Source organism: Micromonospora sp. CB01531 (genome assembly GCF_001905095.1).
Classification (GTDB): Bacteria; Actinomycetota; Actinomycetes; order Mycobacteriales; family Micromonosporaceae; genus Micromonospora.
In genome coordinates, this window is the sequence record NZ_LWLS01000024.1 from 37,269 (window position 1) to 59,795 (window position 22,527).

At 74.9% G+C, this 22,527-nt stretch carries 19 protein-coding genes and 3 pseudogenes; 20 read left to right on the forward strand and 2 right to left on the reverse strand.

The window, feature by feature from the left end; translation table 11 throughout:
• The first annotated feature begins 71 nt into the window (after nucleotides 1-71).
• From A6A27_RS05385 to A6A27_RS05435, 12 genes and pseudogenes are all read left to right on the forward strand, one after another.
• Nucleotides 72-856 (forward strand): annotated as a pseudogene (locus A6A27_RS05385) (isocitrate lyase/PEP mutase family protein).
• A 128-nt stretch (nucleotides 857-984) separates the two neighbouring features.
• Nucleotides 985-2,106 carry a hypothetical protein gene (locus A6A27_RS05395; protein WP_241825087.1) on the forward strand — a complete coding sequence of 374 codons (1,122 nt, stop codon included), beginning with the start codon at nucleotides 985-987 and terminating at the stop codon, nucleotides 2,104-2,106.
• Between the two features lie 22 nt (nucleotides 2,107-2,128).
• A complete protein-coding gene (locus A6A27_RS47345) occupies nucleotides 2,129-2,701 on the forward strand; it encodes a hypothetical protein (RefSeq protein WP_443189947.1) in 573 nt (190 codons plus the stop codon).
• 91 nt (nucleotides 2,702-2,792) lie between these two features.
• Nucleotides 2,793-3,370: pseudogene (locus A6A27_RS47350) on the forward strand (asparagine synthase C-terminal domain-containing protein); the annotation flags it as partial.
• Between the two features lie 36 nt (nucleotides 3,371-3,406).
• The gene (locus A6A27_RS47355; RefSeq protein WP_443189950.1) at nucleotides 3,407-3,712 is read left to right on the forward strand and encodes a hypothetical protein; all 306 of its coding nucleotides are present in this window, start codon (nucleotides 3,407-3,409) and stop codon (nucleotides 3,710-3,712) included.
• 88 nt (nucleotides 3,713-3,800) lie between these two features.
• The gene (locus A6A27_RS05405; protein WP_073833409.1) at nucleotides 3,801-4,271 is read left to right on the forward strand and encodes a DUF1203 domain-containing protein; all 471 of its coding nucleotides are present in this window, start codon (nucleotides 3,801-3,803) and stop codon (nucleotides 4,269-4,271) included.
• A 39-nt stretch (nucleotides 4,272-4,310) separates the two neighbouring features.
• Nucleotides 4,311-5,243 (forward strand): PfkB family carbohydrate kinase, encoded by a 933-nt coding sequence (locus A6A27_RS05410; protein WP_073833411.1) that lies wholly within the window; start codon nucleotides 4,311-4,313, stop codon nucleotides 5,241-5,243.
• A 41-nt stretch (nucleotides 5,244-5,284) separates the two neighbouring features.
• Nucleotides 5,285-6,280 (forward strand): carcinine hydrolase/isopenicillin-N N-acyltransferase family protein, encoded by a 996-nt coding sequence (locus A6A27_RS05415; RefSeq protein WP_073833412.1) that lies wholly within the window; start codon nucleotides 5,285-5,287, stop codon nucleotides 6,278-6,280.
• 118 nt (nucleotides 6,281-6,398) lie between these two features.
• Nucleotides 6,399-7,631 (forward strand): sensor histidine kinase, encoded by a 1,233-nt coding sequence (locus tag A6A27_RS05420; protein ID WP_073833414.1) that lies wholly within the window; start codon nucleotides 6,399-6,401, stop codon nucleotides 7,629-7,631.
• Entirely contained in the window at nucleotides 7,628-8,293 is a 666-nt protein-coding gene (locus A6A27_RS05425; protein WP_073833415.1) for a response regulator, read from the forward strand. Before A6A27_RS05420 ends, A6A27_RS05425 begins: the two co-directional genes overlap by 4 nt.
• Nucleotides 8,294-8,414: 121 nt before the next feature.
• Nucleotides 8,415-9,206, forward strand: a pseudogene (locus tag A6A27_RS42895) (ABC transporter ATP-binding protein); the annotation flags it as partial.
• 18 nt (nucleotides 9,207-9,224) lie between these two features.
• On the forward strand, nucleotides 9,225-11,708 hold the full coding sequence (locus A6A27_RS05435; protein WP_073833572.1) for an ABC transporter permease: 2,484 nt from the start codon (nucleotides 9,225-9,227) through the stop codon (nucleotides 11,706-11,708).
• Between the two features lie 94 nt (nucleotides 11,709-11,802).
• Here A6A27_RS05435 and A6A27_RS05440 read toward each other — a convergent pair whose 3' ends face one another.
• Nucleotides 11,803-13,179: a serine/threonine-protein kinase gene (locus A6A27_RS05440; protein WP_198940204.1), complete on the reverse strand. Its 1,377-nt coding sequence runs from the start codon at nucleotides 13,177-13,179 to the stop codon at nucleotides 11,803-11,805.
• A gap of 550 nt (nucleotides 13,180-13,729) precedes the next feature.
• Between A6A27_RS05440 and A6A27_RS05445 the strand changes: the two genes are divergently transcribed.
• The 8 genes from A6A27_RS05445 to A6A27_RS05480 all read left to right on the forward strand — a co-directional run bounded on the left by A6A27_RS05445 (nucleotide 13,730) and on the right by A6A27_RS05480 (nucleotide 21,132).
• On the forward strand, nucleotides 13,730-14,371 hold the full coding sequence (locus A6A27_RS05445) for an RNA polymerase sigma factor (RefSeq protein WP_073833418.1): 642 nt from the start codon (nucleotides 13,730-13,732) through the stop codon (nucleotides 14,369-14,371).
• A gap of 16 nt (nucleotides 14,372-14,387) precedes the next feature.
• Entirely contained in the window at nucleotides 14,388-15,329 is a 942-nt protein-coding gene (locus tag A6A27_RS05450; protein WP_073833420.1) for a hypothetical protein, read from the forward strand.
• A gap of 172 nt (nucleotides 15,330-15,501) precedes the next feature.
• Nucleotides 15,502-16,737 (forward strand): ergothioneine biosynthesis glutamate--cysteine ligase EgtA, encoded by a 1,236-nt coding sequence (gene egtA, locus A6A27_RS05455; protein ID WP_073833421.1) that lies wholly within the window; start codon nucleotides 15,502-15,504, stop codon nucleotides 16,735-16,737.
• Nucleotides 16,734-18,068, forward strand: a complete 1,335-nt coding sequence (gene egtB, locus A6A27_RS05460; protein ID WP_073833423.1) for an ergothioneine biosynthesis protein EgtB — start codon at nucleotides 16,734-16,736, stop codon at nucleotides 18,066-18,068. The genes egtA and egtB overlap by 4 nt, the downstream gene beginning before the upstream one ends.
• Nucleotides 18,069-18,107: 39 nt before the next feature.
• On the forward strand, nucleotides 18,108-18,854 hold the full coding sequence (gene egtC / locus A6A27_RS05465) for an ergothioneine biosynthesis protein EgtC (protein ID WP_073833424.1): 747 nt from the start codon (nucleotides 18,108-18,110) through the stop codon (nucleotides 18,852-18,854).
• Between the two features lie 53 nt (nucleotides 18,855-18,907).
• On the forward strand, nucleotides 18,908-19,873 hold the full coding sequence (gene egtD, locus A6A27_RS05470; RefSeq protein WP_073833426.1) for an L-histidine N(alpha)-methyltransferase: 966 nt from the start codon (nucleotides 18,908-18,910) through the stop codon (nucleotides 19,871-19,873).
• Nucleotides 19,874-20,110: 237 nt separating this feature from the next.
• A complete protein-coding gene (locus tag A6A27_RS05475; protein ID WP_073833427.1) occupies nucleotides 20,111-20,698 on the forward strand; it encodes a TMEM165/GDT1 family protein in 588 nt (195 codons plus the stop codon).
• 218 nt (nucleotides 20,699-20,916) lie between these two features.
• Nucleotides 20,917-21,132, forward strand: a complete 216-nt coding sequence (locus tag A6A27_RS05480; RefSeq protein WP_073833429.1) for a hypothetical protein — start codon at nucleotides 20,917-20,919, stop codon at nucleotides 21,130-21,132.
• Nucleotides 21,133-21,163: 31 nt separating this feature from the next.
• On the opposite strand, the gene nhaA is transcribed toward A6A27_RS05480, so the two are convergent.
• Nucleotides 21,164-22,474 (reverse strand): Na+/H+ antiporter NhaA, encoded by a 1,311-nt coding sequence (gene nhaA / locus A6A27_RS05485; protein WP_073833430.1) that lies wholly within the window; start codon nucleotides 22,472-22,474, stop codon nucleotides 21,164-21,166.
• Between the last annotated feature and the right edge of the window lie 53 nt (nucleotides 22,475-22,527).

A 22,527-nucleotide genomic window follows, 5' to 3' on the forward strand; every position in this document is an offset into this window, starting at 1 on the left:
TGGATCTCCGAAGCGGCTGCCAACCTCATGATCAACCCCGGGGGTGCCGCTGATGATTGAGGTGATCGTTGATGAGTGAGCGGGGTGCCGCCTTTCGCGCGCTGCATCGGCCTGGGCGGCCGGTGCTGCTGCCCAACGCGTGGGACCATGCTTCCGCTGCCGCCCTGGCCGCCGCAGGGCATCCGGCGATCGGCACCACCAGCCTCGGGGTCGCCGCGGCGGGCGGCAAGCCGGACGGGGCCGGCGCCACCGGGGGCGAGAACCTCGACCTCGCCCGGCGGTTGCGCGATCTGCCGGTGCTGCTCACCGTCGACGTGGAGGGCGGCTTCAGCGACGACCCGGCGGCGGTGGCCGACTACGTCGCCGAGCTGGCGGCGCTCGGGGTGGTCGGGGTGAACCTGGAGGACGGCCGCCCCGACGGCACGCTCGCGTCGCCGGAGTTGACCGCCGCCAAGGTCGCCGCGGTGAAGACCGCCGTGCCGGAGCCTTCGTCAACGCCCGCACCGACGCCTGGTGGCTCGGGGTGTCCGAGCCGCTGGACGAGGCCCTGCATCGGGCGCGGGCGTACCGGGAGGCGGGCGCCGACGGGTTCTTCGTCCCCGCCGCGCCGGACGACACCGTCGGGCTGCTGGCTGCGGAGGCCGGCCGGCCGTTGAACGTGCTGCACCGGCCTGGTGGGCCGGGCCTGGCCGCGCTGGGTCGGCTCGGGGTGGCCCGGGTCAGCACCGGCTCCCTGCTGTTCCGGGCCGCGCTGGGTGCGGCGCTGCACCTCGCCGACGCCGTCCGCGCCGGCCGGGACGCCGACCTGCCCGCCGCGCCGTCGTACGGGTGGGTGCAGGGGTTGACGGGCAGTTAGGGGCGGGCCGCCCCGAATGAGGGGTATTAGGGGGAGATAGGAGGACTGTTCGGAAGCTTCCCGATCCTGGTGCTTACGGTGGGTCCAGGTGCAATCACGCCGTGTCCGCCCGGAGAGGGGACCCGATCATGCGAGTGCCCAGCCGAAGCCCCGGCCAGCAGCCCGGGCAAGCCGTCGCGCGCACCGCCCCCGCGGTCGCGCCCACCGCCCCCGCGCCCACCGCCCCCGCGCCCACCGCCCCCGCGCCCACCGCCCCCGCGCCCACCGCCTCCGCGCCCACCGCCTCCGCGCCCACCGCCTCCGCGCCCACCGCCTCCGCGCCCACCGCCTCCGCGCCCACCGCCTCTGCCCGTCGGGCACCCACCGCCGTCGGTCGATGCCCCGTGCCCGGGCAGCCGGACCTCACCGCGTACCGGGCGGCGGTGGCGGAACTGCTGATCGAGGTCGCCGCCCTGGCCGACGCCTCCTCGACCACCGCCCGCCAGGTGCTGCTGGATCAGCGGCTGCGGGAGCCGGCCATCGCCGCGGTCCTCAACGCCACCCCACAGGGATTCGTCGGCGCCCGGGAGACCCTGCTGCTGGAGATGACCCGCTACCAGCCGAACGTCCGCAGTTCGGCGCACGACCTCACCGCGCTGGTCCGGATCTACCTGCTCTCCCGCATCGACGTCATGTGGTGGCGGGGCACCCCGGCCTTCCTCACCAACAGCCAGGTCGACACGACCACCGACCTCGTCGACCTGGAGTGGCTGCGCCGGCGCGGACTGCTCGCCTTCCGCTACCAGGAACAGCCCGCCACCGTCTTCGGCCGCGGGCTGCGGGCGGTACGCCGTCGGCTGCTGCCCGACTCCACCCCGTACACCGCGGGGCTGATGTTCCGCCGAGCCCGCCGCGAGGTGATCGCCCTGCTCAACGACGTCGCCCGGGAGTTCGCCGCGGCCAGCCCGCCGGCCACGCCGCCGCTCTGGGTCACCAGCCTCGCCCGCAGCGCCGAGCACCAGTACCGGCTGCGCCGCCTCGGATACGCCGCCATGGTGCCCAGCGGGCACTGCCTCGGCTGGGCGGCCGACGTGGAGATGGCCTGGTTCGCCCGGTTCGGCGTCCGGGACGCGCTGGCCGACCTGCTGCTGGCGCGGCAGGAGGCCGGCGAGATCAACGTGGTCGACGAGGGCCAGGCCTGGCACCTCTGTCTCGCGCCCACCGCCCGGCTCCGGTTCCGCAGGGCGTACGAGGCCGAGATGGGCGGGTGAGCGGAGCGTGTGCGGGATCGCGTTGAGCATCGGCCCGGAGGCCGATCCGGCGACCTTCCGGCGGATGCTCGCCGCCCTCGCCCCACGCGGCGAGGTCACCGAGACCCGGCAGGAGGGTGGCCTGCTGGCCGGCGTACGGCGGCTGCGGATCGTGGACCGCGAGCGGGCGGTGCAGCCCTGGGTCACGCCCGACAAACGGCACCTGCTCTGCTACAACGGCGAGGTCTTCAACCACCACGAGCTACGCGCCGAGTTGACCCGGCTCGGGTACGCCTTCGACAGCGTCAGCGACACCGAGGTGGTGCTCGCCGCGTTCCGGCAGTGGGGCGAGGAGGCGGTGCGCCGGCTGCGCGGCGAGTACGCCTTCGTGGTGGTGGAGCGAGCCAGCGGCCGGGCCTACCTGGCCCGTGACCCCCTCGGCGTGAAATCCCTGTACTGGTCCCGCAGCCCAGGCTGCCTGCACCTCGCGTCCGAGGTGAAGGCGCTGGTCGGGCACGGCGCCCCGATCAGCGAGGTCCCGCCCGGCCACCACGGCTGGGCCGGGCGCGACGGGGCGGTCCGGACCTGCCCAGCCTCGGCGCCGGGCGGCCGGTGATCGACGACCCGGACGAGGCCGCCCTGCTCGTCCGGGTCGCGCGCTCACCGACAGCCTCCGGGTGCGGCTCGACACCGACCTCACCGTCGGGGTGGTCCTCTCCGGCGGTCTGGACAGCTCGCTCGCGCTGCTGCACACCCGGCAGCTGCACCCGGACTGCCTCGCGATCACCATCGGCATGCCAGGCAGCCCGGACGTGGCGTACGCGCGGCGACTCGCCGCCGACCTCGGCGTGCCGCACGAGGTGGTCGAGTTGCGACCGCGCGACATCCGGCTGGCCGACATCCGGGAGGCGATCCGGATCTCCGAGCTGACCGAGTACGGCGACCTCATCAACGCGGTCGTCTCGGTGCCGATCTTCCGCCGGCTGCGCGAGCTGGGGATCAAGGTGGTGCTCACCGGCGACGGGTCGGACGAACTCTTCGGCGGCTACCCGATGTATCACCAGGTCGGCCCGGAACGGTCCCGCCGGCTCTTCCTCCATAAGATCCGCCACCTCTGCCGGACCGAGTTGCAGCGGGTGGACCGGACCAGCATGGGCCATGGCGTGGAGGCCCGGGTGCCCTTCCTCGACCTGAACCTGGTGGAGCTGGCGATGCGGCTCCCGCTCGAGCTCAAGCTGCGCGACGGCAGGAGAAATGGATCCTCCGGCAGGCATTCGCCGACCTGCTGCCCGACTACGTCCGGCGGCGGCCGAAGCACCCGATGTCGTACTCGTCCGGGCTGCACGAGCGGGCCTGGCTCTACAAGCCGTTCTTCGCCCGCCTGCACCGCTCCTACGGCTACCACCTGCTCGACCCGGTCCGGCGCGACTTCGACAGCGTGCTCAGCCGGTGCGGCAACGACCTGGACCGGGCGATCGCCGACGGGCTGGCCCGGCCCGACTACACCGTGTTCGAGCACGTCCGGGACCTGGTGGGCGCGGCGCGGTGGAACGCCGCGCCGGTGGTCCGCCGGATGGTCAACCCACGCCGCGCCCGGGGTGGGGACGAGGCGCCCCTGCCCCGGTGAGCCGCGAGCCGACCGGGCGGCTCGCGGCGGGAAACGCGCGGTCCGATCGCCGCCAGCACCGGCCGCCGGACCGCGCCAGGCTGGGCGTGTGAGGACGTCCACCGGGTACCTGATCCAGTCACTGCCGGGCGAGGTGCTGGCCGAGGTGCGGCGCACCGGACGGGACGCGTCCGGCCAGCCGCCGCAGCGCCGCACCGCCGAGGGCGGCGAGCCGCTGCGTTGCTGCCTGCGCGACGCCGGCGCGGGCGAGCCGCTGCTGCTGTTCGGGTACGCCCCACCGCTGCCGGCCGGCCCGTACCGTGAGGTCGGGCCGGTCTTCGCGCACGACGGCGACTGCCCCGGACCCGACCACGGGCCGGGTTACCCGGCCGGCTGGCGGGGCCGGCCCCAGGTGTTGCGGGCGTACGACCGCCGGGGCCGGATCGTGGGCGGCCGGCTCCACGACGGCGACGAGCCCGAGGCCGTCATCACCGAACTGCTCGCCGACCCGGCGGTGGACCGGCTGCACAGCCGCAATGTGGTGTACGGCTGCTTCATGTTCGCCGTCACGCGCCGGTAGCCGGGGGCGTGACCGGCGGCGGCCGGGGTATCACCGGGCATGGCCGGACTGGACGCGCTGGTGGTGGGACAGGTGTGCCGGGATCTCGTCCTCGTGGTGGACGAGGTGCCCGGCCCGTCCCGTACGGCCCCGGTGCGCCGCCGCCGGGAACTGCTCGGCGGCAAGGGGGCCAACCAAGCCGTCGGGCTGGCCCAGCTCGGCGTCCGGCCCGGGCTGCTGGGCGTGGTCGGCGAGGACGAGGTCGGCGACCGGCTCCTGGGTCAGGCCCGCAGCGACGGCATCGACGTGGCCCCCGTGCTGCGCCGGGCGGGCACCCCCAGCGCGCTGATCGTCGACGTGGTGGACGCCGACGCCCACTGGCGCTACCTGGAGGACATCCCCGAGGCGACCCTGCTGACCGAGGCCGATGTGACCGGCGCGGCCGAGGTGCTCTCGGCGGCCCGCGCCGTGCTCGTGCAACTCCAGCAGCCGCTGCCGGCGGCGCTCGCGGCGGCCCGGTGCGCCCGCGAGGCCGACCGGCTGGTGGTGCTGGACGGCGCGCCGGCGGACCCGGCGGGCGCGACGGAGTTGCTCGCCCTGGCCGACGTGCTGCGGGCCGACGCGCGGGAGGTCGAGCTGATCGTGGGCGACCCGCCGAAGGACGCCGGGACGGGGCTGCGGGCGGGCCGGGAGCTGCTCGCCCGGGGGCCGTCGCTGGTTGCGGTCGAGGTGGCGGGGGAGGGGAACGCCTTCGTCTGGCCGGACGGGGAACGTTTCGTGCCGATCAGCGACACGCCCACGGTGGACACCACCGGTGCCGGGGACGCCTTCGTCGCGGCGCTCACCGTCAGCCTGCTCCGCGGCGAGCCGTACGAGCGGGTGGCCCGGCACGCGGTCGCCGCGGCCGGCGCGACGGTGGGTCACCCCGGCGGTCGCCCCGCCCTCACCCCCGAGGCGATCGACGAGCAGCTGGCCCGGATCCCCGCCGTCTGATCCGATGGACAACTGTCGCTGCCTTCTCTAGCGTCGGTGGCATGCGGAGGACGTTGCTCGCCACCGGTCTCGCCCTGCTGCTCGCCGGCACCGGCTGCGCCGCCAGCCAACGGACCCCGGCGGCGTCCCCGGCCGGCACCCCGACCGCCTCCCGGCAGGACGCCGGCCAGGTCGAGCGGACCCTGGCCAGTCTCCGCCGGGTGGACGACCTGCCGCTGTACGAGATGACCTACGTCGGGGACTACGACCCGACGGTCGGCATCTCCGGTACCCCCGAGGCGAGCCCGTTCGGCTGCTCGCTGTTCGCCGCGCTCGGCGACCGGACCCGGCCGCTGTTCGCCCGCAACTTCGACTGGGACCCGAACCCGGCCCTGGTGCTGCGGACCGACCCGCCGGACGGGTACGCCTCGATCTCCGTGGTGGACATCTCGTACCTCGGCGTCGGCGCCGACCCGGCGGGGGACCGGCGGCTGCTCAACGCGCCGCTGCTGCCCTTCGACGGGATGAACGAGCGCGGCCTGGCCGTGGGGCTGGCCGCCGACGACGGCGCGACAGCGCGCCCGGTGCCGGGCCGGCCGACCGTGGGCTCCGTACGCATCCTGCGGCTGGTGCTCGACGGGGCCGCCACGGTGGACGAGGCGATCGCCGTGTTCGGCCGCTACAACCTGGACTTCGACGGCGGCCCGCCGCTGCACTACCTGCTCGCCGACGCCACCGGGGCGTCCGCCGTGGTCGAGTTCGTCGACGGTGAGATGCGGGCCGAGAAGGGCCGGGGCGCGTGGCAGGCGTTGACCAACGTGCCGGCCGTCGGGGTGGCCGACCGGGACCTGCGGCGCGACCACCGGTACGGCGTGCTGGCCGAGGCGCTGGACCGGGCCGGCGGGACCGTGGACGCGCCGAGCGCGCTCCGGCTGCTCGGCTCGGTCCGGCAGGCACACACCCGCTGGTCGGTGGTGTACGGCCTGAAGTCGGGCGAGGTGCGGCTGGTCACCGCCGCGGGCGGCGGCGAGCGCAGCTACCGGCTGGCGATGAGCTGACGACCGGGCCCGACCGGCCTGGGGCCGGGCGCGCGTTGAACCTGGGGCGGGCGCCACGTGGCGAGCGTCGCCGCGCAGTAGCGGTGAGCATCGATGGTCGACCTACCCCGTACGCTGGGTGACCGTGGACCGCATCATCTTCGGGCGCCCGCTACGCAGCGTCGCCTTCGACGCCGCCGTCTCCGGGCTGGTGGCGCTCTTCGCCGTCGCCGGGGGCGTCGCCCAGCCGGGTGGCTGGAAGGCCACCGGCGTCGGGATCGTGATGGCGCTGGTCCTGCTGTTCCGGCGTACCCACCCGACGGCGGTGGCCGCGGTGGTGGCCGCGCTCGCGCTCACCCAGGTGATCGTCGGCTGGGGGCCGCTGGGCTACGACGTCGGCGTGCTGATCGCCCTCTACAGCGTGGTCAAGTACGCCGACCGGCTCCGTGACGGGGTGCTCGCCGGGGTGGTGGCCGCGGCCGGCGTGGTGCTGGCCGCGCTCCAGGTGCGCGGGCCGGCCGCCTGGTGGGCCAGCGCGATCTACTTCGGGCTGGTCACCGGTGCGGTGTGGCTGATGGGGCTGAACGTGCGGACCCGCCGGCTCTACGTGCTGAGCCTGGAGGAGCGGGCCAGCACCCTGGAACGGGAGCGGGAGGCCGAGGCCCGGGCGGCGGTGGCCGAGGAGCGCACCCGGATCGCCCGGGAGCTGCACGACGTGGTGGCGCACAGCATGGCGGTGATGATCGTGCAGGCGGACGGGGTGCGGTTCACCATCGACCGGGATCCGGCGACGGCCCGGGAGGCGGCCAAGGTGGTGGCGGACACCGGCCGGCAGGCGCTGGAGGAGATGCGCCGGCTGGTGGGCGTACTGCGGGAGCCGAGCCGGCCGGAGCCGGCGGCCGTGCCGGACGCGCCCGGCGGCGAGTTGTCCGCCGAGCCGGCGCACCGCCGGCCGGCGCTGGTCGAACTGCCCCACCTGCTGGACCGCTTCCGCGCCGCCGGCCTGCGGGTGAGCTGCGCCGCCACCGGCGCGGCGGTGCCCCTGCCGCCGGGCCTGGAGCTGACCGTCTACCGGGTGGTGCAGGAGTCGCTGACCAACGCGCTCAAGCATGCCGGGGTGGGTGCGTCCGTCGAGCTGAGCCTGGACTGGTCCGCGGACGCCGTGGTGGTCCGGGCGGTCGACGACGGTCGTGGCCGGCCGGTGGTCCGTCCGGCGCCGTCCGGCGGGCACGGCCTGGTCGGCATGCGCGAGCGGGTCGGGGTGTACGACGGCAGCCTCACCGCCGGTTCCGCGCTGGCCGGGGGATGGCGGGTCGAGGCGCGGCTGCCGCTACCGTCGGCACCCGGTGCGGAGGAAGGGAAGGCGGCATGACCGTCCGGGTGGTGATCGTCGACGACCAGGCGCTGGTGCGCGCGGGGTTCCGGATGGTGCTGGACTCCCAGCCCGACCTGGCGGTGGTCGGCGAGGCGATCGACGGCGCGGACGCGCTGCGCGTGCTGGACCGGGTCGAGGCCGACGTGGTCGTCATGGACCTGCGGATGCCGACCATGGACGGGGTGGAGGCGACCCGGCGGATCTGCGCCCGGCCGCCTGCCGGGCGGCCCCGGGTGCTGGTGCTCACCACCTTCGACACCGAGGCCGACGCGTTCGCCGCGCTCCAGGCGGGGGCCAGCGGGTTCCTGCTCAAGAACGTCCCGCCGGAGGAGCTGCTCGCCGCGATCCGGGTGGTCGCCGAGGGTGACTCGGTGGTCGCCCCGTCGATCACCCGGCGGCTGCTCGACCGGTTCGCCGGCCAGCTCGGCCCGGCTCCCACCGAGGACCCGCGGCTCGCCCAGCTCACCGAACGTGAGCGGGAGATCTTGCTGCTGGTGGCGGAGGGGCTGTCCAACGCCGAGATCGCCGGCCGGGTGCACGTCGCGGAGGCGACGGTGAAGACCCACGTCGGCCGGATCCTGGCCAAGCTCCAGCTCCGCGACCGGGTGCAGGCGGTGGTGCTGGCGTATGAGAGTGGGCTGGTCACGCCGGGCGGCTGACCCGGCGTACGACCTGGGGCGTACGGGTCCACCCGGTCCGGGGCGACCGCCGGCGTACCAGGATCGAGCGCGCAGGTGGAGATCGACAGGGCGGTGTCGCGCATAGCGTCGGAGGCGTCAGATGAACGTCTCCACACGGGAGCAACACGTGTCCGTCGCACCCACGACCACCGGCGTCGCCGTCACCGCCCGAGGCCTGCGCAAGGAGTACGGCTCCGCGCAGTCCCGCGTCGTCGCCCTCGACGGCGTCGACCTCGACCTCGCCGCCGGCCGCTTCACCGCCGTGATGGGCCCCTCCGGCTCCGGCAAGTCCACCCTCATGCACTGCCTCGCCGGCCTCGACCGGCCCTCCGCCGGCACGGTACGGATCGGCGACGCCGACCTGGCCCGGCTCGACGATCGCCGGCTGACCCTGCTGCGCCGGGAGCGGATCGGCTTCGTCTTCCAGAAGTTCAACCTGCTGCCGACCCTCACCGCCGAGGAGAACATCGTGCTGCCGCTGGCCATCGCCGGCCGCCGGCCCGATTCGGCCTGGCTGCGGCAGGTGGTGGCCGCGGTCGGCCTGACCGACCGTCTCGGGCACCGGCCGGCCGAGCTCTCCGGCGGCCAGCAGCAGCGGGTGGCGGTGGCCCGCGCGCTGATCACCCGCCCCTGGGTGCTGTTCGCCGACGAGCCCACCGGCAACCTCGACTCCCGCTCCGGTGCGGAGGTGCTGCGCCTGCTCCGCGAGGCGGTCGACACCCTCGGCCAGACCGTGGTCATGGTGACCCACGATCCGGTGGCCGCCGGCTACGCCGACCGGGTGGTCTTCCTCGCCGACGGCCGGGTGGTGGACGAGCTGGTCCGGCCCACCGTCGGGCAGGTGCGTGAGGCGCTCACCCGCCTCGACCCGGCCGGCGCCCTCGCGCCGTCGGGTGGGGCGGTGACCGGAATGCTGCGCCTGACCCTGCGCCAGGTCCGCGCCGACTGGCTGCGCCTGCTGCTCTCCTCGCTGGCGATCGTCCTCGGGGTCGCCTTCGTCGCCGGCACCCTGATCTTCACCGACGGCATCCGCGCCGGGGCGTACGCCCGCGCCGGCACCTTCGACCGGCACACCGATCTCGGCGTGTACGGCCAGGACGACAAGCCGCTGCCACCCGCTCTGGTGGACCGGGTGCGGGCCGTCGACGGGGTGGCCGCCGCCGGTGGCGAACTGCTCGGCTCGGGCGGGGTCGTCGGCGCCGACGGCCGCCCGGTGCTCGGCTACGCCGTCCTCGCCGCCGTCCCCACCGACCCGGTAGTGCAGTCGTACGACGTGGTCGCCGGCCGGCTGCCGCAGCGCCCGGGCGAGCTTGTCCTCGACGCGCCGACCGTCGCCGAACAGGGCTTCCGGCTCGGCTCGCCGGTCGGCGTGGGCGGGGCCACCGGGGCGGCCCGGCCGTACACCCTGGTCGGCACCGTCGACGTGGACGGCACCTCCCGGGACGTCGGCGGGCCGTACATCGGGCTGGCCGGCGTCGACGCTCTCGCCGTCAGCGGCCAGCGCGGGTACGACCGGATCCTCGTCGCCGCCCGGCCCGGGGTGGACCGCGCCACGCTCGTCGAGCGGGTCCGCGCGGCGGCCGGCCCCGGGGTGGTGGTCAAGGACCGGCAGCGGATCCTCGACGAGGCCGTGGAGGACGGCGTACGGAACCTGCGGCAGTTCAGCGCCTTCCTGCTCACCTTCGCCGCGGTGGCCGTGGTGGTGTCCGGCTTCGTCATCGCCAACACCTTCGCCATCGTGCTGGCCCAGCGCACCCGGCGTACCGCGTTGCTCCGGCTGGTCGGGGCCACCCGTGGCCAGGTGTTCCGGGCCACCCTGCTGGAGGCGGCGGTGACCGGGCTGGTCGCGTCGGCCGCCGGGGTGCTGGCCGGGGTCGGTCTGGCCGTCGGACTGGACGCCCTGATGTCCGCCCAGGGCGCGCCGGCGGGCGGCCCGCTCACGATGAGCCCCGCGACCGTGCTGCTCTGCCTCCTCCTCGGCACCCTGATCACCGTCGGTGCCGCCGCGGTGCCGAGCTGGCAGGGCACCCGGATCGCGCCGGTGGCGGCGCTGACCGACGCGGCCGTGCAGCCGGCCCGGCGGGCGGGCCGGATCCGGCTCGCGGCCGGTGCGCTGGTGCTCGCTGGCGGCGTGGCCGCCCTGCTCGGCGCCGGCGCTTCCGGCCAGGTGGCGCTGGTCGCGCTCGGCGGGGTGCTGGCCTTCTTCGGCATCGTGCTGTTCGGGCCGGTGCTGGTGCCGGCGCTGGTCCGCCTGCTCGGCCGGCCGGTGCGCCCGCTGCTCGGCGCGACCGCCGGGCTGGCCGTCGCCAACGCCGTCCGTAACCCACGCCGGGTCGCCGCCACCGCGACCGCGCTGGTGATCGGGATCGGGCTGGTCACCGCCTTCGTGGTCGGCGCGGCCAGCGCCAAGCGGGGCATCGAGGACGGGGTCGACGCCGAGGTCGGGGTGGACTTCGTGGTGACCGGCATCGGTGGCGACCTGCCCGCCCCGCTGGCCGGCGCGCTGGCCGCCCGCCCCGAGCTGGGCGTGGTGCACGAGCAGCGCAGCCGGGTGGCCGACGGGGTGCAGCTGCGCGCGGCGCACCCGGCGCTGGTGCGCCGGACGCTGACCGGCGTCGACGCCGGCGACGTGGGCGAGCTCGGGCCCGGCGCGGTGCTGGTGCACCGGGAGTTGGCCACGGCACGCGGCTGGACGGTCGGGGAGAACGTCACCCTCGCCGGCCGGCAGTTCCGGATCGCCGCGGTGGTGCACGCCGACGACGCCCCGCTGGCCGGCAGCCCGGTCCCGGCCGGGTACGTGGTCGAGGTGGTGGACTCGGACTTCACCCGGCTCTTCCCGGCGCAGCGCGGCTACCTCGCCGAGGTGGACCCGGCGCCGGGGGTCGCCCCGGCGACCGCGAAGGCGGCGCTCACCCAGGTGCTGGCCGACTACCCGACGGTCAACCTGATGGACCAGGCGGCGTACAAGAAGATGCTCACCGGCACGGTGGACATGGTGCTGGGCTTCGTCACCGCGTTGCTCGGCCTGGCGGTGGTCATCGCCCTGGTCGGGGTGGCCAACACGCTGACCCTGTCCGTGGTGGAACGCACCCGGGAGAACGCGGTGCTGCGGGCGGTGGGGCTGACCCGGCGCGGCATGCGGGCCGCGCTGGCCGTCGAGGCGGTGCTCATCGCGCTGGTCGGCGCGGTGCTCGGCGTCGCCCTCGGCACCGCGGTCGCCGCCGGCGCGATGGCCGTGGTGGCCCGGGTGGGCGGCAGCTTCATCCTGGTGCTGCCGCCGGCGCGGATCGCCCTGATCCTCGGCGTGGCGGTGCTGGCCGCGCTGGCCGCCTCCGTCCTCCCGGCCCGGCGCGCGCTGTCCCGGCCGGTGGTGGAGGCGCTGGGCGCGGAGTGACCGGGAACGGACCCGGAACGCCGAGCCGGTCCCGCAGCGGATGCGGGGCCGGTCCGGCTGGGTTGCCCCGGTGCGCTCGCCTGCGTTCGGCGGATCAGCCGCCCGCGCGGGGCTGTTGATCCGTTTTGACGTTGGTCTGCGTGCTGGCGCTGTCGCTCGGTGACGGCTGGCCTTCCGACGGCGAGCCGGTCGGGCTGGGCTCCGTCGGCGGTGATGTCGAGGCGCTCGGCGGCGCTTCGGACGCCGACGGCTCCACGGACGCGGTCAAGGACGGGGTGGGGGTCGGGGTCGCCGTGGCCGAGGGGCTGTTATCCGGCCGGGCCGGCCGGCGCGGCCGCGTGCCCTCGTCGGGGCTGGTCTCGGTTACCGCCGGCGACTCCGCGTCGTCGCTGGGCGCGACGGCCGGCGGGGTGCTCTCGATGGTGATGCCCGGCTCGCCCGTGTTCCGCGCCGCGCCGAGCGCCGCGCCCAGGGCGGCCAGGGCGACCAGCACCGCGGCCAGCGCGCCGACCAGGGTCCCGCGCCGGGTCCGGCGGCCGGCGGGCGCCACCGTGGCCAGGGGCGCCGCGACGGTCAGGTCGTCCCGGCCGGGGGCCGGTCCGACCGCCCCGCGCAGCGTCACCGGTACCGTCGCGGTCGGTGCCCCGGCCATGGCCGCCCGGGCCGCCGCAGCCATCGCCGCGCCGTCCGGGAAGCGGTCTGCCGGGCCCTTGGCGAGAGCCCGGGCGACCAGGTCGCGGACCGGCTGCGGGATGTCCGCCGGCAGCTCCGGCGGCTCGTCGTCCAGGTGCCGGACCGCCACCTGCAGCGGGCTGTCGCCGGTGAACGGCGGGCTGCCGGTGAGGCAGCAGTGGGCGACGGCGCCGAGCGCGTAGATGTCGGTTGCGCCGGAGACCGGCCGGCCGGCCGCCTGCTCGGGTGCCATGTAGAGCGCGGTGCCGGGCACGGCGTTGGCGCTGGTGATGCTGGTGACGTTGGTCGACCGGGCCACGCCGAAGTCGACCAGCACGACCGTGCCGTCCTGCTGCACCAGCAGGTTGCTCGGCTTCACATCCCGGTGGACGATGCCCCGGGTGTGCGCCCCGTGCAGGGCCTGGGCCACCTGCGCCACGATGGACATCGTCTCGGCGACCTCGAGCTGGCCGGCCTCCTGGATCCGCCGGGAGAGCGGCTCGCCGTCGACGAACTCCATGACCAGGTAGTCGGCCCGGCCGCCGTCGGGCAGCTCGTCCTCGCCGCAGTCGAAGACCTGGACGACGCCCGGGTGACGCAGGGACGCCATGATCCGCGCCTCGGCGCGGAAGCGGGCGATGAAATCGGGGTCGGAAACCAGCGCGGGAAGCAGGACCTTCACCGCGACCCGACGGCCCAGCACCAGGTCGGTGGCACGCCAGACGTCACCCATGCCGCCGGTGGCGACACGGTCATCCAGGCGGTACCGACCGCTGAGCACGACCTCCGAAGACAACACCTCCATACCGTACCCAGTGGTGCCCGGAAGTATTTCCCGCGATCTCTCCCGTCGGGGCGCGTGGGCGGTCCGACCGTCCTCCGTCGAACGGCCAGCGGCCCCGGGTGTCGAATGGCGGACCGTGACGGGTCGGGTACGATCGGCCAGGAATCGCCGCTCCACGCTTGGTTTGTCCGCGTTGACCGGCCTGACTCGAGCAGCGGTCGGTCCGCAGCGTTCTGGCGGTGCTCTTCGTTACATCGACCCGCCGTGGCCGCCCGTAGAGAATTCTCACTCTTTCCCGGTCGAGTGGCGGCTTGTCCACCGGTGCCTCCGCTCCTAGCGTTAGCCCGGCTCTGGGCCGCCCCATGACGCGGGTACGGTATGTCCGCCGACGGACCGTACTTCGCGGCACGTGTGTCCATGCGCGCGCCGCACGTTTCCGCGCGGAGCGCCGATCAGGCCAGCGGGGGGCTGATGGTGCGGGTGGGGTCCGGTCACCGGGACCGGAACGGGCATCGGGCACGCCGCACCGGCAGGCGTCGGTCCCGAGAACGGAAATGGCGGATCCATGACCGGTGAGCTGAGCGAGGCGGTTGCCGCAGCGCAGGCGGGCGACGAGGAGGCCTTCCGCTTCCTCTACCGCAGCCTGCAGCCCGGCCTGCTGCGCTACCTCACCGCCCTGGTCGGCGCGGACGCCGAGGACGTCGCCTCCGAGGCCTGGCTGCAGATCTCCCGCGACCTGCCCGGCTTCGCCGGTGGGGAGTTCCGCGCCTGGACGGTCACCATCGCCCGCAACCGCGCCATGGACCACCTCCGCCGGCAGCGCCGGCGGCCGTCCCTGCCGGTGCCGGTGCAGGCGCTCAGCGAGCTGGCCGGGGACGCCGACACCGCCGAGCGCGCCGGGGAGACCATCGGCACCGAGAGCGCGCTCGCGCTGATCGCCACCCTGCCGCAGCGGGAGGCGGAGGCGGTGCTGCTGCGCGCCGTGATCGGGCTCGACGCGGAGACCGCCGGGCGGGTGCTGGGCCGGCGGGCGGGCGCCGTCCGTACCGCTGCACACCGGGGGCTCCGGCGCCTCGCCGCGCTCCTGGAACGCTCCGACGTGCACCAGCCGTCCAACCGGACCGAACAGGCCACCCCACCCCGCCCCCGTACCGGCCGGGGACGAGCGGCGGCGAATGCGCCCAAGGCCGAGCCGGCAGACGGATGACGTGAGGGGAATCTGGATGAGGTTTCACCGATCCGTCGGACCCGCCGACCGGGCGGAGTCCGACCGTCTTCTCGACACGGCCCGTGCCGGCCGCCAGCCGACCGCCGATCCGCTCGCCCACCTGCTCGTCGCGGCGGCAGCTCCCGCCGAGCCGGGCGAGCTGTCCGGCGAGGAACAGGCGCTCGCCGCGTTCCGGGCGGCCCGCGCGGCACCCGTACCGGCGCCGGCGCTCGCGCCTCGTCGGCCGGGACGCCTCCGCGTCGGCGCGGCGGCCTGGCTGGCCGGGCTCGCCACCACCGCCACCGCCGGGGTCGCGTTCGCCGCGGTGAGCCTCGACCGGCCCGACCAACCGGCGCCGCCACCGGCCCCGAGCACGTCGGGCAGCACCGGCGGGGAGAGCGCGGCGGCGCCGACGGGGTCCCAGGGCGGGAGCCCGACCGGCACCGGAACTCCCGGCCAAGCCCCGACCACCGGTGCCGCCCCGACCCCGACCGACGGGCCGGGCCAGCCGGCCGGCGCCGGCAAGCTGGCCGGCCACTGCAAGGCCTACCTGGCCAAGTCGCCACCGCAGCGGGCCAAGGCGCTGGAGTCGCCGGGCTTCGCCGACCTGGTCGCCACGGCGGGCGGCGCGGACCAGGTGGAGGACTTCTGCCTCCGGCTCGTCCCGGAACGGGCCCCGAAGCCGTCCCCAGATGCCTCCGCCACGTCGTCCGGCGCCCCTGCCACGTCATCCGCTGCGCCCGCAAAGTCGTCCGGTGCGCCTGCCAAGTTCGGGTCCGCCGGCGCGTCGTCCGGGGCCGACGGCGCGACCACGTCCGCCGGGGGCCCGGACAATTCGAACAGCGCCAAATCGAACAGCGGTAAGTCGAACAGCGGTAAGGCGAACAGCGGCAAATCGGGTAGCGGCATGTCCGGTGTGGGCAACCCGGCGGTGCAGAGGCCAGGCGTCGGCGGCTGACCCTACCGGCATCGGCCGCACCCGAATCCGGACAAAAATTCATCGCCCTCGGCGGGCGGGATCCGTCTGCTAGACAGAAGATGGGTGGGACCGCGGACGCCCGACCCGCGACGGTGGGGGCGCCCGTCGACACCGTGGTCGCCCACCCCCGCACGGGGAGAGGAGCCTTCTCTTGGTGATGTCACCGGAGCTGGACCGGGCGACCGTCCTGCCGGACGAGGCCGCCGCCGCCCGGCACATGGCCAGGATCTGCTTCAAGACCGGTCCGCCCACGCTCACCGGCGTCGAGCTGGAATGGACGGTGCACGACGCCGCGGACCCGGCCCGCCCGGTCGACCGCGCGCGGTTGCACCGGGCGCTGGGGCGGCACAGCCCCGTCACCATCGATCCCACCAGCCCGGCCGAGAGGCTCCGGCACGGCGGCGCCGTGACCGTGGAGCCGGGCGGGCAGGTGGAAATCTCCTCCGCGCCGCGACCGTCGATCGCCGCGCTCATCCTGGCCACCGAGGCCGACGTCGCCGAGCTGACCGCCGCGCTGGACGCCGCCGGCCTCGCTCTCGGCCATACCGGCCTGGATCCCTGGCGGATCCCGCGCTCCGTCGTGGAAACCCCCCGCTACCAGGCCATGCGCTGCGTCTTCGACCGGCACGGCCCGGCCGGTCGGGTCATGATGTACAGCACGGCCAGCCTGCAGGTCTGCCTTGACGCGGGCGAGCCGGAGCAACTGGCGCAGCGGTGGGCCACGGCCCACGCCGTCGGTCCGCCGCTGCTGGCCGCGTTCGCCACCGCGGACCGGTACGCCGGCCGGCGTACCGGCTGGGCCTCCGCCCGGATGGCCGCCTGGCTGGCCATCGACCCGGCCCGGACCCGGCCGGTCTGGTCGCCCGTTTCGCCCGACCGTGACCCGCTCACCGCGTGGACCGAGTACGCGCTCGCCGCGCCACTGCTGTGCATTCGCGGTGACGGCCCGGACTGGACCCCGCCGCCGGGGGTCACCTTCGCCGACTGGCTGGCCGGGGCGCTGCCCCGCCCGCCGACCACCGAGGACCTGGAGTACCACGTCAGCACGCTCTTCCCGCCGGTACGCCCGCGCGGCTACCTGGAGGTGCGCTACCTGGACGCCCAGCCACGACGGGAGTGGACGGTGCCGCTGGCCGTGCTGGCCGCGCTGTTCGCCGAGCCGGCCACCACCAGGGACGCGCTGGCCGTCGCCGCCCGGGTCGCCGACCGCTGGCATGCCGCGGCCCGGCACGGGCTCGACGACGGCCCGCTGGCTGCCGCCGCTACGGCCCTGTTCGACCTGGCCCTGGCGGCCCTGCCCGAGCTGGACCTGCCGGCCGGGATCCACGAGGAGACGAGTCGAGGAATCATGCGGCGCCGCGTCGCCGCGGGGAGGGGACACCGGTGACCACGACCGAGCGGCCGGGTACGGACAGCGAGCAGCTGCGCAGCCGGATCGCGGCGGAGCTGGACCGCACCCGGGGCCGCACCTCGCTGCTGACCGACGCGGTGGACGACGACGACCTGATCCGGCAACACTCCACCCTGATGTCCCCGCTGGTCTGGGACCTGGCCCACGTCGGCAACCAGGAGGAGCTCTGGCTGGTGCGCGACGTCGGCGGTCGCGATCCGGTACGTCGCGACATCGACGACCTGTACGACGCGTTCAAGCAGCCCCGCAAGGACCGCCCCGCGCTGCCCCTGCTGCCCCCGGCCGAGGCCCGGGCCTACGTGCGCACCGTCCGGGACAAGGTGTACGACCTGCTCGATGGGATCCGGTTCACCGATCGGCGGCTGCTGGCGGACGGCTTCGCGTTCGGGATGATCGTGCAGCACGAGCAGCAGCACGACGAGACTATGCTGGCCACCCACCAGCTGCGCGCCGGGGCGCCGGTGCTGGACGCGCCACCACCGCCCGAGCCGCTCATCCGGGTCGGCGGCGAGGTGCTGGTGCCGGCCGGGCCGTTCACCATGGGCACCTCGACCGACTCGTGGGCACTGGACAACGAGCGCCCCGCGCACACCGTGGACCTGCCCGCGTACGTCATCGACGCCGCGCCGGTCACCAACGGCCAGTACCGCGCCTTCATCGCCGACGGCGGGTACGACGAGCCGCGCTGGTGGAGCGTGGCGGGCTGGCGACACCGCGTCGACGCGGAGCTGAGCGCGCCGATGCACTGGCGGCGGGACGGCGACGGCTGGGCGTACCGCCGGTTCGGCCGCTGGTCGCCGGTGCGCGACGACGAGCCGGTGGTGCACGTCTGCTGGTACGAGGCGGAGGCGTACGCGGCCTGGGCCGGCATGCGCCTACCCACCGAGGCGGAGTGGGAGAAGGCGGCCCGCTGGGACCCCGCGGCCGGGCGCTCCCGCCGCTACCCGTGGGGCGATGACGACCCGACGGTCGGGCACGCGAACCTGGGGCAGCGGCACCTGTGGCCGGCGCCGGTGGGCGCGTACCCGGCGGGCGTCTCGCCGCTCGGCGTGCACCAGCTCATCGGGGACGTCTGGGAGTGGACCTCGTCCACCTTCCGGGGGCATCCCGGCTTCGTCGCGTTCCCGTACCGCGAGTATTCCGAGGTCTTCTTCGGCGACGACTACCGGGTGCTGCGTGGCGGCTCGTTCGGCACTGACCGGGCGGCCTGCCGGGGCACCTTCCGCAACTGGGACTACCCGATCCGGCGGCAGATCTTCAGCGGCTTCCGCTGCGCCCGGGACGCCCGGCCGGAGGAGGCGGCGTGAGCGACCGGAGCGGGGCGGCGTGAGCGGCGGTTCCACCTGATGTGCCGCCACCTGGCGTACCTCGGTCCGCTGGTCAGCCTGCGTAGCCTGCTGTACGACCCGCCGTACGGGCTGCTGCGGCAGTCCTGGGCGCCGCGCGACATGCGCGGCGGCGGCACGATCAACGCCGACGGCTTCGGCGTCGGGTGGTACCCGGGCACCGGCGACCCGGTCCGTTACCGGCGGGCGCAGCCGCTGTGGAGCGACACCACGCTGCCCGGGCTCGCGGCGGTCACGGTCGCCGGTGCGGTGCTGGCCGCCGTCCGGTCCGCGACGGTCGGCATGCCGGTGCAGGAGACGGCCGTCGCCCCGTTCGCCGAGGGGCGCTGGCTGTTCAGCCACAACGGCGTGGTCCGGGGCTGGCCGGACACGGTGGTGCCGCTCGCCGCCGAGCTGCCGGTCCGCGACCTGCTGACGCTGGACGCGCCGACCGACGCCGCGCTGCTGTGGGCGCTGGTCCGGCACCGGCTGCGGGCCGGGCAGGATCCGGCGCGGGCGGTGGCCGACACCGTCGCGGCGGTCGCGGGGGTCGCGCCCGGGTCGCGGATGAACCTGCTGCTCACCGACGGTACGACGGCGGTGGCCAGCGTGGCTGGGCACGCGTTGTCGGTGCGCCGTACCCCCGAGTCGGTGCTGTTGGCCTCGGAACCTCTCGACGACGACCCCGGCTGGCAGGCGGTGCCGGACGGGCGGCTGGTGGTGGCGACCGCGACCGGGGTGCGAACCCGGGATCTGGTGGCCGCCTGAAGCAACGTTTCCACGGGTAGGGCAGGACGTTCGGGCAACGGAAGGGGCACCTCATGAGCGCGGAGCCACTGGAGATCTACCTGGCGGAGCAGGACCTCGACCGCAGCCTGCGGGAGGATGTACGGGTCGGGCTGACCGCGCAGCCGAAGTGGCTGCCACCGAAGTGGTTCTACGACGCCCGCGGCAGTGAACTCTTCGGCGAGATCACCCGGCTGTCGGAGTACTACCCGACCCGGGCCGAACGGGCGGTGCTGACCGAGCACGCCGACGAGATCGCCGAGGTGACCGGGGCGAAGACGCTGATCGAACTGGGGTCCGGCTCGTCGGAGAAGACCCGGCTGCTGCTCGACGCGTTCACCCGCCACGGAGGCCTGGGCACCTTCGCGCCGCTGGACGTGTCGGTCAGCGCGCTGCGGGAGTCCACCGAGCGGATCGCCGCCGAATACCCCGGGCTGCGGGTACGTGGCATCGTCGGCGACTTCACCCGGCAGCTCGACCGGCTGCCCACCGGCGGCCGGCGGCTGGTGGTGTTCCTCGGCGGCACCATCGGCAACCTGCTGCCGGTCGAGCGGGCCGAGTTCCTCACCGCCATGCGCGCCGCGTTGGAGGCCGGCGACTGGCTGCTGATCGGCACCGACCTGGTCAAGGACCCGAAGGTGATCGTGCCCGCCTACGACGACGCGGCCGGGGTGACCGCCGACTTCAACCGCAACGTGCTCCGTGTGATCAACCGGGAGCTGGGGGCGGACTTCGACCCGGAGGCGTTCACCCACGTGGCGGTCTGGGATCCCGAGCACGAGTGGATCGAGATGCGGCTGCGCGCCGAACGCCCGATGCGGGTGCACGTGCTGGACCTGGACGTCGGGTTCGCCGCGGGTGAGGAGCTGCGGACGGAGATCTCGGCGAAGTTCCACCCGGAGGGGATCGCGGCCGAGCTGACCGACGCCGGCTTCGCCACGCAGGCGTTCTGGACCGACCCGCACGGACTGTTCGGCGTCACTCTCGCCCGGGCCGACTGAGCGTCCGGGGCCGCCGCGGTGAGCCTGTTCACCCGCGGCTACCCCGCCGGCCGGGGTGGGTTAGGCTGGGCGGCGCGAAGGGGAGTAGCCCCCAATGTCGTGGTCGACATACTGGTGCGTCCCGCATCCGGCCACGCGGCCCCGGTTCCCGGGGCGGGCGAGACCTTCGACTCAGGCTGTCGCAGCCGGGTCGAGGGCGCCCCTGTACCTCCTCCCGGCTTGATCGGGAAGGTTCACATGGACGGTTTCCTCGTCGCGCTGGTGATCAGCTTCGGCGTCATCTTCGTCGCCGAGCTGGGCGACAAGTCCCAGCTCATGGCCCTCACGTTCGCCACGCGGTTCAAGCCCGTGCCGGTGCTCATCGGCATCACCGTCGCCACCGCCATTGTGCACCTGGCCTCGGTGGCGATCGGGTACGGGCTGCACGCGGCGCTGCCCACCACCTGGATCTCGCTCATCGCCGGTGTGGCATTCCTGGGTTTCGGTGCGTGGACCCTGCGCGGCGACAAGCTCACCGAGGAGGAGAAGCGCAAGGCCGAGAAGAGCAGCAGGTCCGCGATCATCACCGTCGGCGTCGCCTTCTTCCTGGCCGAGCTGGGTGACAAGACCATGCTGGCCACCATCACCCTGGCCACCAAGTACGGCTGGTTCGGGACCTGGCTCGGTTCCACGATCGGCATGGTGGCTGCCGACGCCCTGGCGATCATGGTCGGCCGGCTGCTCGGCAAGCACCTGCCGGAGAAGACCATCCGGTACGGCGCGGCGATCCTCTTCGCCATCTCCGGCCTGTGGCTGATCCTGGAGGCGGTCCACGAGCTGACCTGAGCCGTCCGCGCGGTGTCGCCGCCGCGACCGCGTGGGTCGCGGCGGCGGCGCCCGCCGGAGCCTGTTCCCGCACCGGGCGGCACGGCCCGCGTCGGGCGTGCGTGATTCTGCCGGCCGCCGCCGGGTACGAAGATCTGCGCCGCCCTGCGGCGGTGACGGCCGACGCCTAGCGTGGGCGGCAGGAGAGGCGAACCTTCGGACGACCGGGAGGTCAGCGCATGGCCAGGCACGACGAGCCCAACGAGTACGGCTTCGCCGGGGACCCCACCGCTCCCGAGCCGCCGCCCGGCGGGCGCGCCAACGAGCAGGACCGGACCGAGTGGCTTGTGGTGCCGGCTGACGACCTCATGGAGCCCTACGCCGAGGCGGTCGAGGAGGAGACCGAGGAGCGGGAGGAGCCCGAGGAGGAGCATCCGGCCGACCGCCGGCGCTGACCGGACGCGGCGGGCCCGCGCACTGCTGGCGCTACGCGGACCGATCCTGGTAGACGTCCGGGATGCCGTCGCCGTCGGCGTCCCGGCTCTCCCGCTCCGAGATTCGCCGGTACACCCGGTTGCGGCGCAGCAGCACGGTCGAGGCCAGCGTGGCCGCGATCAGCGAGCCGAGCAGCACGGCCATCTTCACCCGGTCGTCCTCCGGGCTGCCGGCGCCGAAGGCCAGCTCACCGATGAGCAGCGAGACGGTGAAGCCGATGCCGGCCAGCAGCGCCAGCCCGAGCAGGTCCGCCCAGGTGATCTCCTCGTCGAGTTCGGCCCGGGTGAACCGGGCGAGCAGGAACGTCGAGCCGAACACGCCGACCGTCTTGCCGAGCACCAGACCGGCGGCGACCCCGAGCACGACCGGGTCGGTGAGCACCGCGCCCAGGTCGACGTCGACCAGCGACACGCCGGCCGCGAAGAACGCGAAGACCGGCACCGCCAGGCCCGCCGACACCGGTCGCCACCTGTGCTCCAGCCGCTCCGCCAGACCCGGTCCGCCGGCCCGGGACGGCAGCACGGGCACGGTGAAGCCGAGCAGCACCCCGGCGACCGTGGCATGCACCCCGGAGGCGTGCACCAGGGCCCAGGCGAGCCCGGCGAGCGGGATGAGCGCCCACCACCAGGTCCGCCGCCGCTGCACCAGCAGCGCGAAGACGGCGATCGGTGCCAGCGCCGCGAGCAGCGGCAACGGTCGGAAATCGGCGGTGTAGAAGACCGCGATGATGATGATCGCGAAGAGGTCGTCGACCACCGCGAGGGTGAGCAGGAAGGCGCGCAGCCCCTGCGGCAGGTGTGAGCTGACCACTGCCAGCACGGCGAGGGCGAAGGCGATGTCGGTGGCGGTGGGGATGGCCCAGCCGCGCAGTCCCGCCCCGCCGGTGGAGAGGAGCACCGCGACGTAGCAGAGGGCGGGCACCAGCATGCCCCCGATCGCGGCGACCACCGGCACGGTCGCCCGCCGCGGGTCCCGCAGGTCCCCGGCCACGAACTCGCGTTTGAGCTCCAGGCCCACCACGAAGAAGAAGATCGCCAGCAGGCCGTCCGCGGCCCACGCGGCGAGGTCGAGGTCCAGGTGCAGCGCCCCGCCGCCGGGCCACGGCACCCAGCGGCCCAGTTCCGCGTACGCGGACCGCCAGGGGGAGTTGGCCCAGGCCAGCGCGATCACCGCACCGAGCAGCAGCAGCCCGCCGCCCACCGTTTCGGTACGCAGCACGTCGGCCAGGAAGCGTGCTTCCGGCCAGGAACGGCGGGAGAGGAGGCGTTCGGGCAGGCGGGTGCGCGGGGTGCGGTTGGTCATACGGTGTCCAACTCCGGCTCGTCGACGGCAAGGAACTCGCCGACCAGACTTCC

Coding starts and splice junctions, on each gene's coding strand:
- A6A27_RS05395 (WP_241825087.1), top strand. CDS start 985: ATGCGAGTGCCCAGCCGAAGCCCCGGCCAGCAGCCCGGGCAAGCCGTC.
- A6A27_RS47355 (WP_443189950.1), top strand. CDS start 3,407: ATGTCGTACTCGTCCGGGCTGCACGAGCGGGCCTGGCTCTACAAGCCG.
- A6A27_RS05410 (WP_073833411.1), top strand. CDS start 4,311: ATGGCCGGACTGGACGCGCTGGTGGTGGGACAGGTGTGCCGGGATCTC.
- A6A27_RS05415 (WP_073833412.1), top strand. CDS start 5,285: ATGCGGAGGACGTTGCTCGCCACCGGTCTCGCCCTGCTGCTCGCCGGC.
- A6A27_RS05425 (WP_073833415.1), top strand. CDS start 7,628: ATGACCGTCCGGGTGGTGATCGTCGACGACCAGGCGCTGGTGCGCGCG.
- A6A27_RS05435 (WP_073833572.1), top strand. CDS start 9,225: ATGCTGCGCCTGACCCTGCGCCAGGTCCGCGCCGACTGGCTGCGCCTG.
- A6A27_RS05445 (WP_073833418.1), top strand. CDS start 13,730: ATGACCGGTGAGCTGAGCGAGGCGGTTGCCGCAGCGCAGGCGGGCGAC.
- A6A27_RS05450 (WP_073833420.1), top strand. CDS start 14,388: ATGAGGTTTCACCGATCCGTCGGACCCGCCGACCGGGCGGAGTCCGAC.
- egtC (WP_073833424.1), top strand. CDS start 18,108: ATGTGCCGCCACCTGGCGTACCTCGGTCCGCTGGTCAGCCTGCGTAGC.
- egtD (WP_073833426.1), top strand. CDS start 18,908: ATGAGCGCGGAGCCACTGGAGATCTACCTGGCGGAGCAGGACCTCGAC.
- A6A27_RS05475 (WP_073833427.1), top strand. CDS start 20,111: ATGGACGGTTTCCTCGTCGCGCTGGTGATCAGCTTCGGCGTCATCTTC.
- A6A27_RS05480 (WP_073833429.1), top strand. CDS start 20,917: ATGGCCAGGCACGACGAGCCCAACGAGTACGGCTTCGCCGGGGACCCC.
- nhaA (WP_073833430.1), bottom strand. CDS start 22,474: ATGACCAACCGCACCCCGCGCACCCGCCTGCCCGAACGCCTCCTCTCC.